Genomic DNA, 14,361 nt, shown 5'->3' on the forward strand with positions numbered 1-14,361 from the left:
AGTCCGCCCCTTCACATCTGTCAGGGGCGGCTTGCTTTTTTGGAGACATGCATGAAATTTCGTTTCCCCATCGTCATCATTGACGAGGATTTCCGTTCTGAAAATACGTCCGGCCTGGGTATTCGCGCCCTTGCCGCCGCAATGGAAAAAGAAGGCATGGAAGTGCTGGGCGTGACCAGCTACGGCGATTTGTCGCAATTTGCCCAGCAACAATCGCGCGCGTCAGCCTTCGTGCTGTCGATCGACGATGAAGAATTCGGCGGCGGTTCCATCGAGGAAACGGACCACGCGCTCAAGTCCCTGCGCGCCTTCGTCGAGGAAATCCGCTACAAGAACGCCGACATCCCGATCTATCTGTACGGCGAGACGCGCACTTCGCGCCACATCCCCAACGATATCCTGCGCGAACTGCATGGTTTCATCCACATGTTCGAAGATACGCCGGAATTCGTCGCGCGCCACATCATCCGCGAAGCGAAATCCTACCTGGACGGCCTGTCGCCGCCATTCTTCCGCGCGCTGGTGCACTACGCCAACGATGGTTCCTACTCGTGGCACTGCCCCGGCCACTCGGGCGGCGTGGCCTTCCTGAAGTCGCCGATCGGCCAGATGTTCCACCAGTTCTTCGGTGAAAACATGCTGCGCGCCGACGTCTGCAACGCCGTCGAGGAACTGGGCCAGCTGCTCGACCATACGGGCCCGGTCGCCGCGTCCGAGCGCAATGCGGCGCGCATCTTCAATGCCGATCATTGCTATTTTGTCACCAACGGTACCTCGACCTCGAACAAGATGGTGTGGCACTCGACCGTGGCACCGGGCGACATCGTCGTCGTCGACCGCAACTGCCACAAGTCAATCTTGCATTCGATCATCATGTGCGGCGCGATTCCCGTGTTCCTGATGCCGACGCGCAATCATCTGGGCATCATCGGCCCCATCCCGCTGCATGAATTCACGCCGGAAAGCATTGCCCGCAAGATCGAGGCGAACCCGTTCGCGCGCGAAGCGAAGAACAAGAAGCCGCGCATTCTCACCATCACGCAATCGACCTACGATGGCGTGATCTACAATGTGGAAACCCTGCGCGAAATGCTGGACGGCAAGATCGACACCCTGCACTTCGATGAAGCATGGCTGCCGCACGCCACCTTCCACGATTTCTACAAGAATATGCACGCCATCGGCAAGGACCGTCCGCGCGCCAAGGAATCGATGATCTTCTCGACCCAGTCCACGCACAAATTGCTGGCCGGCCTGTCGCAGGCCTCGCAAATCCTCGTGCGCGAATCGGACACGGTCAAGCTGGACCAGGATGCCTTCAACGAGGCTTACCTGATGCACACCTCGACCTCGCCGCAGTATTCCATCATCGCCTCGTGCGACGTGGCCGCGGCCATGATGGAAGCGCCGGGCGGTACGGCCCTGGTGGAAGAGTCGATCATGGAAGCGCTCGATTTCCGCCGCGCCATGAAGAAGATCGACCAGGAATGGGGCCAGGACTGGTGGTTCCAGGTGTGGGGTCCGTCCACCTTCAACGACGAAGGCATGGGCCAGCAGGAAGACTGGATGATACGCGCCGAGGATGACTGGCACGGTTTCGGCGACCTCGCTCCCGGCTTCAACATGCTCGACCCGATCAAGGCGACCATCGTCAACCCGGGCCTGTCGCTGGACGGCCAGTTCGGCGACACGGGCATTCCCGCGTCCATCGTCACCAAATACCTGGCCGAGCACGGTGTCATCATTGAAAAATGCGGCCTGTACTCGTTCTTCATCATGTTTACCATCGGCATCACCAAGGGCCGCTGGAATACCCTGCTGACGGCGTTGCAGCAATTCAAGGACGACTACGACAAGAACCAGCCGATGTGGCGCATCCTGCCGGAATTCGCGGCGGCCAACCCGCGCTATGAAAAAATGGGCTTGCGCGACCTGTGCCAGCAAATCCACGATTTCTACAAGGCGTACGACGTGGCGCGCTTGACGACGGAAATGTATCTGTCGGACATGATCCCCGCCATGAAGCCGTCGGACGCGTTCGCCAAGATGGCGCACCGCGAAATCGAGCGCGTGGCCATCGACGAACTGGAAGGCCGCATCACGTCCATCCTGCTGACGCCGTATCCACCAGGCATCCCGCTCTTGATCCCGGGCGAGCGCTTCAACAAGACCATCGTCGACTACCTGCGCTTCGCGCGCGACTTCAACGAGCGCTTCCCGGGCTTCGAGACGGATGTGCATGGTCTGGTGAAACGCGAAGTCGATGGCAAGCGTGGTTACTTCGTCGACTGCGTTCGTCAGTAACGATTCATCCAATCTGCTACGCGTCGCGACTTGCGGCCTGCGATGCTCACCGTACTTCAGTACGGTTGCGCTTCTCGGCCACAATTCGCTTCCGCTCGCTACGATTGGATGCACCGTCGTCACGTTCGTTAAAAACGGTTAATTCTGACGTTTGTTGTACGTCATTCAATAGCGCCGCCTGATGTGAGTCAGGCGGCGTTTTTCATTGTGCGCCTTCCGCGCACGCTTGCGCCAGATCAAACGGCTGGGGTATCGGGCTTCTAAGATGGGCGACTCGTGCCCTGTGATGGCTGGCATATGATGCTCAAGGTGTGGCTGGAAATCGTGCAGCAGGCGGCGGCTGGCAGTGGCGCCTTGCTGATGACGGCCTTGAAGCAGGCTCAGGTAACTATAGCCCGGCGGCACGAAGGTGAGGAAGATGCAGCGGGCATCGTGTTGTTTGCCGAGGCCGATGCCGCGCTGCTGCAAGCACTGCCGGCGCTGTGCGGCCATGCCCGCGTGCTGGCCATTGCCGCCTGCGGCCAGTCCCCCAGCTGCGCGCAACAGCGCGCGCTGATGGCGGCAGGCGTGCTCGACGTGCTGCTGTGGCCGGCGGGCAGCGTCGATGCGGGCCCGGTGCTGGCGCGCCTGCAGCGCTGGCAAGCCGTGGCGCAGCTGCTGACGTCCAGCGCCGTGCGCCGGCAGCTGGTGGGCGACAGCGCCGCCTGGAGCGCCCTGCTGCACCAGGTGGTGGAAATGGCCGCCTTCAGCCAGGCGTCGATGCTGATCATGGGTGAAACGGGCACGGGCAAGGATTTACTGGCGCAACTGGTCCACCGCCTCGGCAACTGCAGCGGCGGCTTCATCGTCCTCGACTGCACCACCCTGTCGCCGGAACTGGCGGGCAGCGAACTGTTCGGCCATGAACGGGGCGCCTTTACGGGCGCGGCGGCCGCGCGCGACGGCGCTTTTGCCCTGGCGGACGGCGGCGTGCTCTTCCTCGATGAAGTAGGCGAACTGCCGCTGCCGCTGCAGGCCCAGCTGCTGCGCGCCATCCAGGAACGCAAATACAAGCGCGTGGGCGGCAATACCTGGCAGCCAACCCAGTTTCGCCTCGTCTGCGCCACCAACCGCGAACTGGAAGACGAAGTGGCGCGCGGCGCCTTTCGCGCCGACCTGTATTACCGCATCGCCGGCTGGCGTTGCCAGACGCCGCCCCTGCGCGAGCGCCAGGACGACATCCTGCCGCTGGCCCGGCATTTTCTCGCTGAACTGGCCCAACAAGAGCCGCCCCCGCTGGACGCCGCCGTGCGCGAATATCTGCTGCTGCGCGATTATCCGGGCAATGTGCGCGAACTGCGCCAGACCGTCACGCGCATCTGGCACCGCCATTGCGGCCCCGGCCCCATCACCATCGGCGCCCTGCCGCCCGAGGAACGGCTGCTGGCGCCGGCCTGGCCCGACCAGCATTTCGAGGCGGCCGTGCGGCGGGCCCTGGCCCAAGGCTGCAAGCTGTCGCACATCACACGCTGCGCCGCCGACGTGGCCATCCGCCTGGTGCTGGCCGAGGAACACGGCAACAACCAGCGCTCCGCCGCCCGCCTGGGTGTGACGGACCGCGCCCTGCAGATACGCCGCAAGGCGGCCGCCTGCACGGCGCAAGCCGCTACTGCCGCGACACCGCTGGCCACGCCAGCCGCCCTGTGATCTGTCTCACGCCAGCCCCGCCAGCCGCAAAAAATTGCCGCCCGTGATCAGCGCCGCATCCAGCGGCGGCAAGCCCAGCAAGTGAATCTTGTGCAATTCCAGCCCCGGATGCAACCAGGGGCCATCCGAGCCGAACAAGACCTTGTGCGGCCCGGCACGGCGCACGGCCTGTTCCAGCAAATCAAAGCGGCGCACGCCCGAGCTGTCCGTATGGATGTTGCGGTGGCGTACCAGATGGTCGATCAGCGCCAGCTGGGCCGCCCAGTCGTCGCCGAAACTGCCCAGGTGGGGCAGGATGAAGTTGACGTCGGGATACTGCTGCGCCAGCAGTTCGGCCACGGCCACCTCGCCGGCCGGGTCGTACAGCACGGGCAGACCGAAGAAACGGGCCGCGTCGCACACTTCGCCGCTGATACGCGCGTCAAAGCGGTGCGCCTTGATGCCGACAAAACCATAGCGTTCGACGGCCGTGCGCACCAGGTCCATGATGCGGCCCCGGTCGCGCCGCGCATGCACGAAGGCAAAGCCATAAAAACGCTGCGGATCGGAAGCGGCCAGGCGCGCCACGCCGTGGTTGGCAATCGCATAATCGGAGTGGAAGGCGGCGAACAGCACGCTGCGGGCGATGCCGGCCGCCCGGGCGCGGCGCAGGTAGGCGTGCAGCGGCGCATCGCTGTCCCACGGCCCGCTCAAGCCGTCGCCTGGCCCCGCATGGCAGTGACTATCGATGACCAGCGCCATGCCCGCCTCCCTGCGCTCAGTTCCAGTCGCCCATGACGACGATGCGGTTGCCGCGTCGGCGCCAGCGCCCGCTTTCCTCTTCCTGCTGCGGCGCAGGCGAGCGGAAATGCGGCAATTGCTGATGCAAGGCCCGCGTCAGCGCACTCTCGACGGCGCGCGCACTGCCATCGCCGTCGGCCGCCAGACGGGCCGCCTGCCCCGCGATGCGCACGAAGCGGCGCGCCATCTCCAGTTCGCGCTCGGCCGGCGCCTCGGCTTCCATTTCCAGCTCCAGCGCATCGCTGGCCGCGCGCCCCAGGGCGGAACCGAGCGCCGTGCCCACGCCCGGTATCGGTATCATCGAACCGAGAGCGCCGCCGACGAAGGGCAAAGCCGTCTTGGCCACGGCCTTCAAGGCGCCGCCCAGGGGCTTGGCCACCTTGGCGATAGTGGAACCCACTTTCTTGACGCCCTTCCATACGCTCTTGAAGACCTTGCCGAGAAACTGCTCCAGTTCCTCCTCGCTGGCCACTTCCAGCAATTCCATGGCCAGCTGCAATTCCTCCTCTTCGCTCAAGACGGCCGGCGCCGCCCCCTTGCCGGGCCAGTCCGGGCCGAATTCCAGCACTTCAAACGCGGCGCCGGCCCGCTGCCGGCATTGCGCGCATGCGCATTCGAGTTGGTGCATGATGCTCTCCTTCGCAATGATCAAGGCGTGGCTTCCGGGTCCACATTCAGCTCCACATTTCACCGAGCACGGCCAGTTCCAGTTCGCGCCGCTGGTTGGTCAGCACGCCGCGCTGGTTGGCGAACATGTCGTCGTGGATGCGCTGCTCGATGCGGCGCCGCTGCGCCGCCGAGGACAGGGGCGCCACATACACCTGGTGCCCGCTCAGGTCCACGCCCATCATCTGGCCGCACAGCCGGTGCTGCAGCAGGCGCCGGTGCAGCTCGTCCGTCTGGCCGCTGTAGGCGCGGCGGCGCCCGCCCGCATCGAATTCGATCACATACAGGCCCGGCCCCCGGCCATTCGGATCGCGCAAGGCATTGGCCAGCGTCCCCAGCGCCAGGTAATTGAGGGCGGCCGCTTCCGGCACCCGGCCCATGGTGCCGGCCAGGGTCGGCGGGATTTCGCCCTGCTGCTGGCCGTCGTCCTGCCCCTGGTCCTGCCCTTGGTCCTGGTCAGGTTCCGGCTCCTGCTGGTCTCCAAACGCGGGTTCCGCCACGGGATAGGGCGCCGGATAAAGCGTGGGATAGATGGCCGGATAGCCGCCCCAGCCCCGGTAGCGCGGCGGCAGGTAGGGCAAGGGCGGCGGCGCCGGGCGTGGGGGCCGACGCGCCGGATTCGCCTGGTAGCGCGGCGGCATGGGGCGGCGCGGGCCGCGCAGTGGGGGCCGCGCGCGCACGCCGCCGCCATAGCGCCCGCTGCCGGGCCGCCAGCGCTCGCCCTCCCACTCGGACTCGGATTCCCCCTCCTGCGCCCACTCCTGCTCCTGCTCCCACTCGTACTCACCTGCCGCTCCCGCTTGCCCCGCAAAGGGCAGCATTTCAAACGCGTCGTTCATATCGCCTCCTCGTGTGATGTTCAAGCAAATTCATCGCCTGCTCCAGTTGCCCGGGCGTCTGATCGGCCCGCAGCAGAAAAGTCAGCGCCCCGGGACCTTCCCCCGCTTGCGCCAGCGCCAGCACGCCCGCCGCGCGCAAGGCTGGCTGCAAGTGGGCGCGTCCGGGCAGGCGCTGCACGGGAAAGCTGCCGCCCCGGCAAGCGATGCCAGACGCCGCCATCCCCGTCCTCCATTGCGCCACCCTGTCCGCCAGCCTCGCGCGCAGCGCGTCGCCGTGGCGCGCATTGAGCGCCATGGCACGCCGCGCGGCCGCCAGCACGGCGGCCGACGGCGGACTGGCATGCACGCGCGTCTGGCTGTGCGCCGCAAAGCGCTGCAACAGGCCGCCGCTGCCCGCCAGCACGGCCAGCGGCACGCCAAAGCCCTTGGCCAGCGAGGCGCCGACGATCAAATGGCCGCCCGCCTCGTCGCAAGCGCCCTGCAAGCCGTGCAGCCGCGCCGAGCCGCCGCCTTGCGCGCCCGCCACGCCCAGCACCTGTGTATCGTCCAGCAGCAGATAGCCGCCGCCCTGGCGCGCCAGGGCCGCATAAGCGGCCAGCGGCAAGACCTGGTCGCTGCCCGGTACGTAGCCGTCGGCCAGGATCAGTGGACGCCGCCCCTGCCTGCCCCAAGCCGCCGCCAGGCGCCGCAGCGCCGCCATATCGCCGCTGGGAAACAAGCGCAGCGGCAAGCCCAGCGCCTGCGCCCGCTCGGCGCCCCAGCGCGCGATGGCATAGCTGCCGCCATCGATGAGGATCACCAGCCGCTCGGCAGCCAGCATGCCGAACAGGTCCCAGAACAGGTGCAGGGTCGACGGCAGCACGCAGGCCGCCTCGCAGCCTTGCAACGCAGCCAAGTCCGCGGCCAGCGCTTGCGCGCCCGGCGGCTCCCGCAGCGCGGCCGGCTGGCCCAGGGTCAGGCTGCTCCACGGCGCCAGCGAGGCCGCCGGATGGCGCATGCCCAGGTACAGGGCACTGGTAAAGTCGAGCATGCACGCGCCCCGCTCCCGCCCTAGACGCTGCGCAACTGCTGGCTCAGGCGCTGGCGCAGCAACACCGAAGGCATCGTCGATTCGACCACCGGGTCGCTGCTGTCGACGGACAGATCGACCCCGGTGGCGGCACGGTAGCCGTGGATATAGCCCTGCACTTGCGGCCGCCAGAAGCGCGCCCAGTTGAATGCCTGCGTGGGTTCATAGATATCGCTCCAGTTGCCGTAGCGCACGGAGAGCAGCAATTGCTCGCCAAAGATGGCCAGGTTACGGAAATGCATGACGCTCGTGTCCGTCCAGCCCTGCAGTTTCTTCATGGCGTCGACCCGGTCCATCCACGGTTCCGGATACGCGACCATCACGCGCGTGGGCAAAAATTCGCGGAATTCTGGCCGCGCCAGCATCCATTGCTGCATCAGCATCTCGATGCGCGCCGTCGACGGCAAGTCGCCGAACTGGTTGTGCGCGCCCTGCGACAGGATCAGGTGGATTTCCTTCAAGGCATTCAGCACGGGAAAGGCGTCCGCCTTCACGGTGGTGTCGTCATCCTGCTTGTAGAACGAGGTCAGCAGGCGCAGCAAGTGATGGAAGGCCTCCAGGAATTTGGAGCGGCTGTCGGCTGGCCGGAAATGCTGCACTGCCTTGCCGTCCAGGCGCACACCGTAGTGATGGTCATACTCGTAGTTCCGGCGCATCACGGTCAGCCGATGCTGTTCATCCTGCGTGTATCCCCACAGTAAATTATTCAGCGGACGCAGCATGTCGATTTCCGTGTTCGACAAGGGATCGAGATGGTTGCCCGGCGCGCGCAGGTTCTGGAAGCGCTGCGCGATGGCGTTCATGGTCTGCACCAGCATGCCTTCTTCATGCCAGTACGACCAGATCAGTTCCAGCAGGCAGGGATTGGCCAGCTTTTCCTGGATGATGCCAAAGCACAGGTCGACCTCGCCTTCCTGGCCGCGCGGGATGCTGATGGGGATGTCGGGCAGCTTGCGGCGGATCACGGCCAGGTAGGGCAAGGTCTGGAAGCCGTCGATGTTTTCCAGGTAATCGTTGCGCAGCACGGTTTCCAGGTCGCGCCCTTGCGGTATGTCGCGCCGGTCCAGATAGGCGTTGTCCTCGGCCGGATTGAAGGCCAGCGGCTGGTTCAGCACGCCGCAATTGACCATCACGAACGCTTCCGTCGCCACTTTCAGCACGCGGTAGGAATCGGCATCGGAAAACGGCAGCGCGCGGCGCTGCTTGAGCTGCTGGAACATGTCGGCCTTTTTCACGAAGCGTTCCTGCTCGAAACCCCGTACGCTGGCCAGGTCGCCGCAAAACAGGCTGTCCATGAAATGCAGGTAGTTGGTAAACGACATCGCCTCGGTACTGTTGCGTATCAGGGTCCACAGCGGCAAGTCTTCCGTCGGCTCCGTTTCCGTGCGCGTCAGCGACACGCCCACGTTGCCCGTGATGGGCTGCGGCTGGCGCTCTTCCGTCTCGTATTCCGCGTCGAGCGCCAGCATGGCGTGCGGGCTCAGCCCTTCCGGCACGGGCAAGGCGTTGCGCAGTTCGGGACGCTGCGACAGCATCATCTGTCCCATGAAGCGGTGCATGCCGGCGCGCCGCACCGGCGTGGAAAACGCGTTCGGCGTACCGCGCATGGGCACCCACGGCGCGGCGGCCAGCAGTTGCACCTGGTCGCGCCCGTCGGCGCTCTGATCGCCGTCAAACGAGACGGTGGCGATGGCGCGGTCGCCCACCCTGCCGAACTGACAGTCGCTGGGATGGCAGTCGGCCGTTTCAAACGCCAGCGTCACCTGCGGGTTGAGTTGGGGCGTGAAGCACAATACGGCGCTGCAGCCGGCCTGCACCGTCACGCACTGGGGCGCCGTGGCGGGGAAATTGCCATACACCCCCACGTAACTGCCCGTCATCAGGTCGGTAAACACGGTGCCGCCACGCCCATCCGTCCAGCGCACGCCCACCAGCATGGCGGGATCAGGCACCCAAGTGGCGGCATTGAAGTTGTGGCAATCCGCCTCGGCTCCCCGGTACAGGCTGATGGCGGCATTGACGACCATGGCCCCGCTGTCCTGCTCGTGTACGGTGACCGCGATGCTGCCGCCGTGGTGTTTCGGACCCGCCTGGCCCGCCCCTCTGCTTTTGCTGCTCATCTTGCTGCTCATGTCGTTCTCCTCAATGGATAATCAAACGGGATGCCAGGGGCGGCAGCAACCTGCCGGACTGGCGGCCATGCCGCACGACGTCGGCGCACAGCTCCGACGTGTCCAGGGTGCTGCGCAAGGCCCAGTGGGTCAGCAAACGCCCCAGCAGCTCGCTTTCGTCTTCCGGACTCAAGGTACCGCTGGCGCGCGCCTGGCCCAGCACGGCGAACACCAGGGTCGGCGCGGCCTGGTACATCTGCGCCGGCGCCAGGGTCCAGCTGCGAAACAGCTGCGCCAGCATGGCGGGCTGACGCGTGTGCACGGCCATGGCTTCGACCAGCGAGCCGCCGCGCAAGGCCGGTGGCCGGTGCTGCACCAGCAAGCCCACGAGGGCCGCCATGCTGGCCTGCAGTTGCTCCAGCAGCCGCTGCCGGGCCGGCGGCAGGCCGGTCAGCGGGTAGTACGACAGCCACAACTGCTCCAGCCGGTCCCATTGCGGATGCGGATACAAGGCCCGTCCCATGGCGCAGCTCAGGCGCACCCGCAGCCAGGGCACCGGATGGGGATCGTCGATATTGAGGCGGAAGACAAACACGCGCGGCAGGCTGACCACGCCGATCAGGCCCAGGGTGGCGGCCACGCCGACCCGCGCCAGCGACCAGAAGTCGGCCACGATCTCGGAAATCCACCGCTCCCACAGCTGCCACACGTGCACCAGACCGCTGCCGCCGTGCTGCATGGCTTGCAGCACGGGCCGCAAGGACGCCACCAGGTCCAGCAGCGCCGCGCCCTGGTGGCCCACCTCGTGCACCAGCGACGAAGCGATGCTGCTGCCGATCATGCGTTCGCGCGGCAGGCGGATGATGGCGACGGGATTGTCGCCGCCGCCCGGCAGGCGCGTGCGTGCGCGGCGGATGGCGGCGCCCGGTCCCCGGTCCAGGTAGCAGATCACGGGCGGCGCCTGGTACACATTGCCGGGCAGCGCCAGCGCATCGGCGGCAACGATGTCGAGACCGGCCAGCCAGACGCCCGTCTTGTGCTCGCTGCGCTGCGTGATGACTTCGTTGAACAGGTCGAACTGGGTCAGCGCGGCATTGAATTTCAGGCGCAGAAAGGTGAAGCGGCGCTGCGCCTCGGCGGCAGTGGCCATGCTGGCGCCATCGGCGTGCTCGCGCCGCAGCCAGTGCTGGAACTGGGCGACCATGCGCCGCAATTCACGCCGGCCCTGCACCAGCTGGCTTTCGATGGCCGACTGGGCGCTGGGCATCAGGGCGGCCGCCAGCACCGTCGGCTCGATCAGCGCGAACGGTTCCAGCCGCGCCAGCCGCGTCAGCAGCGAGCGCGCCTCCTGCGCCAGCATCCAGGCAGCATAAGCGCCGATGGCCATGATGTCAGACGCCGTACAGGACGATCTTGTGGCCCTGGCGCGCCCAGCGCCCGCTGGAGGGGCGCATGCCCGCCGAGCCCCTTGCCGCGCCGCCCTGGGCCATGGCCCCGCCCGCAGCGGCGCCGCTGCCGTTCTGTGTGGCGACCTGGCTGCCGGGGCGGCCCAGCAGGCCGGGCGCGAACTGGCGCGCCGCCGCGCTGGCGGCCGCCTGGGCGATGGCGCGCGGGTCGCCCGAACCGCGTGCCTGCGCGGCGCGGTTGACCGTGTCGGCGGCCAGGCGCACGAACTGCTTGGCACCCTCGAATTCGCGGTCTTCGTTCGACGAGGCCTCCGCTTCCAGCCCCAGCGCATTGCCGGCGGCCGAGGCCAGGCCGCTGCCGATCTTGGCGCCCAGCGGGCCGCCGAAATAGCCGCCGATGGCGCCACCGGCCAGCGGTATCGCCTTTTTCGCTACGCCCTTGAGCACGCCGCCGATGGCTTGGCCCACGGGCGACTTGATGATGCCGCCCGCCACCGAGGCGGCCTTGCGCAGGAAATTGCCGAGGAACTGTTCCAGTTCGGCTTCATTGCTGACCGACAGCAGTTCATTGGCCAGTTCCATTTCCTCGGCTTCGGAAAACATGGCGCTCGCGCCACCCTCGCCGCTCCATTCGCCCTGGCCAAACTCGAACTGTTCCGCTTCAAAGCCGGACATCTCCTGCCCGTATTCCAGGGTCGTACGATCTAAGTCATGCATGATGAGCTCCTAAAAGTTAGCACCTCGGTTGACACTACAGCGCCGGACAGACTGGCCGTCCGGCTAACAATCGAGCACGACGATGTGCCCGCCCTCGCGGCGCCAGCGGCCACCGTCCGGTCCCGGCGCTTGCGCCGCCTGCCTGAGCAAGCCTGGCGCCACGCTGCGTGCCACTTGCAACAGGGCCGTTTCCACCCGCGCCCTGGGCGCGCGCGCACCCGTGCCGCCGTCCTGCGTCAGCGCCGTATTGACGGCATCGATCAGATGCACGACCTGGCGCGCCAGTTCGAATTCCTTGTCTTCCGGGCTCAAGCCCTCCAGTTCCATGCCGAAGATGCCCGCAGCGCGCCGCTTGAGCGCCTGTGGCGAACCGCCATGCAGGGGCAGCAGGGGCGCCACCACCTTGCCCAGCAGCTGGCGCAGCGGCCCTTCCAGCGGCGTGCCGCGCACTTGCTGGCCCGCCGCGGTGGCGCCCAACTGGCGCGCCAGGAAAGCATCGAACTGGGACGGCGCCTGCAATTCCAGCAACTGCGCCGCCAGTGCCAGCTCATCTTCGTGCTGCAGGGACAGCACGCCCGGCGCTTCCGGCAATTCCATTTCGGGACGATAGGCGAGCAGGCGGCTGGTCATGACAGGCTCCGGTGAAAGGCGGGCGGGTGGTCCATGCCTCCCTGACGCAAGGGCCATGCCAGCCAGGTGCAAAGGGAAAAACGGGACGCGACGGCGAACGCCTTTTCGCCGATGCGATAAAAACCATGGTTTCCGGCGAAGCTGTTTTCGCCCTGTCCATGAGCTTTCAAACAAGCTTAATTCGAGGGAATTTATTACGTCGCTTATCCGCGACATTGCCCGTGATCGGCAAAAAATATTTTTTATTCTTAAAATGCAAAGTTCGCGCTACTACGCCAAAAATAGCCTCAAAACAACGCCAACATCATCCAAAATAAAACGCGACCAACATGTAAATACTCAATTGAAAACAGGATTTTGGTAGCTAAGGCCTACAATTAGCGGGCTAGAATTGAATTGCCAGAGAGAAACTAAATGACCGAACCTACTTTGCGCCGTTTATTGGCCGTCACATTATTCAGTTTGCTTTCCGCCTGCGGCGGGGGCGGCGACAGCAAGACAAGCTCCACCCAGAACCAGGACGTCCCGGTCGTGCCGCCAGCGGCCACGCCTCCGGCCAGCCAGGCGGCCACCACCTTTACGCGCCAGCAAGCATCACGCTTCCTGGGCCGCGCCACGTTCGGTCCCAACATGGCGGCCATCGATGCGCTGGCCGCCAGCGACGGCGATGCCTGGTTCAGGGCCCAGTTTTCCAAGCCACAAACCTTGCATCGGAAATCTATCGACGCCATGCTGGCGGCGCAGGCGGCCGGCGGGCAAACAGTGGGTTTTACGGCTGTGTATGAATCCTTCTGGCAGCAGGGTATCCGCAGCGAGGATCAATTGCGCCAGCGCATCGCCTTTGCCCTGTCGGAAATCTTTGTCATTTCCATGCAGAATGAGTCCGTGCGACCACAAGTGCGTGGCGTGGCCAGTTATTACGACATGCTGGGCGAGCGTGCTTTTGGCAACTTCCGCGACCTGCTGGAAGGCGTGGCCCTGCATCCGATGATGGGACTGTACCTGTCCCACCTGCGCAACCAGAAGGAATCGGCCACGCGCACGCCCGATGAAAACTTCGCGCGCGAAGTGATGCAGCTGTTTAGCATCGGCCTGTACCAGCTGAATGCGGATGGCAGCCTGAAACTGTCCGGAGGCAAACCCATCGAGACCTACACGCACGACGATGTGGCGGGCCTGGCGAAAGTGTTTACGGGCTGGAGCTGGGCCGGTCCGGACCAGAGCGCCGCGCGCTTCTATGGCGGCACGACCGATCCCGACCGTGACTGGAAGCCGATGCAGAACTACACGGCCTTCCATTCCAGCGGCGACAAGCGCTTCCTGGGCCAAAGCATTTCCGGCGCCAGCAGCGGCCAGGCCGACTTGAAACTGGCGCTCGACACCCTGTTCAACCATCCCAATGCGGGACCATTCTTTGGCCGCCAGCTGATCCAGCGCCTGGTCAGCAGCAATCCCAGCCCCGCCTATGTGGGCCGTGTGGCCGCCGCGTTTGCCAACAATGGCAGCGGCGTGCGCGGCGACATGCAAGCCGTCATCCGCGCCGTGCTGCTCGACCCGGAAGCGCTGTCCGCAAGCGGAACCTCCCTGCGCACAGGCAAGCTGCGCGAGCCGCTGCTGCGCCTGGCCGGCTGGATGCGCGCCTTCGATGCCAAGCCAGCCGACGGGCGCTACCGCATCTATTATCTCGACGACCCATTGAGCGGGCTGGGCCAAAGTCCCTTGAATCCCTCCTCCGTATTCAGTTTTTTCCGCCCCGCCTATACGCCGCCCAATTCCGCGCTGATCAGCGCGGGCCTGGTGGCGCCGGAACTGCAAATCACGGCTGAACCGTCGGTGACGGGCTATCTGAACTTCATGCAGGAAGCCATCAATAGCGGCGTGGGCGAGCGCCGTGAAGTCAAGCCCGATTACACGCGTGAACTGGCACTGGCCGCCGACACGGGCGCCCTGCTCGACCGCATCGACCTGCTCCTGATGCATGGCAGCATGCCCGCCAGGCTGCGTGGGCAAATCCTGACCGCCGTCAATGGCGTCAGCATCCCCGCGGCCACGGCCAGCAATGCCGCGCAAGTTGCCACGGCCCAGGCCAACCGCGTCAAGCTGGCCATTTTCCTGACCATGGCCTCGCCAGCCTACTTGGTACAAAAGTAAGA

At 65.7% G+C, this 14,361-nt stretch carries 12 protein-coding genes; 4 read left to right on the forward strand and 8 right to left on the reverse strand.

The features are described 5' to 3' along the window. Window positions 1–51 precede the first annotated feature (51 nt). Both IGS60_RS26800 and IGS60_RS26805 read left to right on the forward strand, forming a co-directional pair. Entirely contained in the window at window positions 52–2,304 is a 2,253-nt protein-coding gene (locus IGS60_RS26800) for an arginine/lysine/ornithine decarboxylase (RefSeq protein WP_070224452.1), read from the forward strand. 297 nt (window positions 2,305–2,601) lie between these two features. Then, complete coding sequence (locus IGS60_RS26805) at window positions 2,602–3,990, forward strand: sigma-54 dependent transcriptional regulator (protein ID WP_230506702.1); 1,389 nt, start codon at window positions 2,602–2,604, stop codon at window positions 3,988–3,990. 6 nt (window positions 3,991–3,996) lie between these two features. Here the strand turns inward: IGS60_RS26805 and IGS60_RS26810 are convergent, their stop codons facing one another. From IGS60_RS26810 to IGS60_RS26845, 8 genes are all read right to left on the reverse strand, one after another. Next, on the reverse strand, window positions 3,997–4,731 hold the full coding sequence (locus IGS60_RS26810; protein ID WP_230506703.1) for an amidohydrolase family protein: 735 nt from the start codon (window positions 4,729–4,731) through the stop codon (window positions 3,997–3,999). 16 nt (window positions 4,732–4,747) lie between these two features. After that, window positions 4,748–5,398, reverse strand: coding sequence for a hypothetical protein (locus tag IGS60_RS26815; protein WP_139143845.1), 651 nt, complete (start codon window positions 5,396–5,398; stop codon window positions 4,748–4,750). Window positions 5,399–5,444: 46 nt separating this feature from the next. Then, window positions 5,445–6,275 carry a hypothetical protein gene (locus IGS60_RS26820; RefSeq protein ID WP_230506704.1) on the reverse strand — a complete coding sequence of 277 codons (831 nt, stop codon included), beginning with the start codon at window positions 6,273–6,275 and terminating at the stop codon, window positions 5,445–5,447. After that, a complete protein-coding gene (locus tag IGS60_RS26825) occupies window positions 6,259–7,305 on the reverse strand; it encodes an aminotransferase class I/II-fold pyridoxal phosphate-dependent enzyme (protein WP_230506705.1) in 1,047 nt (348 codons plus the stop codon). Before IGS60_RS26825 ends, IGS60_RS26820 begins: the two co-directional genes overlap by 17 nt. Window positions 7,306–7,325: 20 nt before the next feature. Next, on the reverse strand, window positions 7,326–9,476 hold the full coding sequence (locus IGS60_RS26830) for a hypothetical protein (RefSeq protein ID WP_230506706.1): 2,151 nt from the start codon (window positions 9,474–9,476) through the stop codon (window positions 7,326–7,328). 10 nt (window positions 9,477–9,486) lie between these two features. Next, window positions 9,487–10,791, reverse strand: coding sequence for a hypothetical protein (locus tag IGS60_RS26835; RefSeq protein WP_368858626.1), 1,305 nt, complete (start codon window positions 10,789–10,791; stop codon window positions 9,487–9,489). Between the two features lie 55 nt (window positions 10,792–10,846). Next, entirely contained in the window at window positions 10,847–11,578 is a 732-nt protein-coding gene (locus tag IGS60_RS26840) for a hypothetical protein (protein WP_071654456.1), read from the reverse strand. 63 nt (window positions 11,579–11,641) lie between these two features. After that, on the reverse strand, window positions 11,642–12,208 hold the full coding sequence (locus tag IGS60_RS26845; RefSeq protein WP_070224459.1) for a hypothetical protein: 567 nt from the start codon (window positions 12,206–12,208) through the stop codon (window positions 11,642–11,644). Window positions 12,209–12,234: 26 nt separating this feature from the next. Here IGS60_RS26845 and IGS60_RS26850 point away from each other — a divergent pair, with 26 nt between their 5' ends. Both IGS60_RS26850 and IGS60_RS26855 read left to right on the forward strand, forming a co-directional pair. Further along, window positions 12,235–12,525: a hypothetical protein gene (locus tag IGS60_RS26850; protein WP_230506707.1), complete on the forward strand. Its 291-nt coding sequence runs from the start codon at window positions 12,235–12,237 to the stop codon at window positions 12,523–12,525. A gap of 97 nt (window positions 12,526–12,622) precedes the next feature. Continuing rightward, window positions 12,623–14,359, forward strand: coding sequence for a DUF1800 family protein (locus IGS60_RS26855; RefSeq protein ID WP_230506708.1), 1,737 nt, complete (start codon window positions 12,623–12,625; stop codon window positions 14,357–14,359). Window positions 14,360–14,361 lie beyond the last annotated feature (2 nt).

The organism is Janthinobacterium sp. FW305-128, from assembly GCF_020858135.1.
Classification (GTDB): Bacteria; Pseudomonadota; Gammaproteobacteria; order Burkholderiales; family Burkholderiaceae_D; genus Janthinobacterium.

What these genes read in the sequence shown, in the direction of transcription:
- IGS60_RS26800 (WP_070224452.1), top strand. Translation starts at nt 52, where the DNA reads ATGAAATTTCGTTTCCCCATCGTCATCATTGACGAGGATTTCCGTTCT.
- IGS60_RS26805 (WP_230506702.1), top strand. Translation starts at nt 2,602, where the DNA reads ATGATGCTCAAGGTGTGGCTGGAAATCGTGCAGCAGGCGGCGGCTGGC.
- IGS60_RS26810 (WP_230506703.1), bottom strand. Translation starts at nt 4,731, where the DNA reads ATGGCGCTGGTCATCGATAGTCACTGCCATGCGGGGCCAGGCGACGGC.
- IGS60_RS26815 (WP_139143845.1), bottom strand. Translation starts at nt 5,398, where the DNA reads ATGCACCAACTCGAATGCGCATGCGCGCAATGCCGGCAGCGGGCCGGC.
- IGS60_RS26820 (WP_230506704.1), bottom strand. Translation starts at nt 6,275, where the DNA reads ATGAACGACGCGTTTGAAATGCTGCCCTTTGCGGGGCAAGCGGGAGCG.
- IGS60_RS26825 (WP_230506705.1), bottom strand. Translation starts at nt 7,305, where the DNA reads ATGCTCGACTTTACCAGTGCCCTGTACCTGGGCATGCGCCATCCGGCG.
- IGS60_RS26830 (WP_230506706.1), bottom strand. Translation starts at nt 9,476, where the DNA reads ATGAGCAGCAAGATGAGCAGCAAAAGCAGAGGGGCGGGCCAGGCGGGT.
- IGS60_RS26840 (WP_071654456.1), bottom strand. Translation starts at nt 11,578, where the DNA reads ATGCATGACTTAGATCGTACGACCCTGGAATACGGGCAGGAGATGTCC.
- IGS60_RS26845 (WP_070224459.1), bottom strand. Translation starts at nt 12,208, where the DNA reads ATGACCAGCCGCCTGCTCGCCTATCGTCCCGAAATGGAATTGCCGGAA.
- IGS60_RS26855 (WP_230506708.1), top strand. Translation starts at nt 12,623, where the DNA reads ATGACCGAACCTACTTTGCGCCGTTTATTGGCCGTCACATTATTCAGT.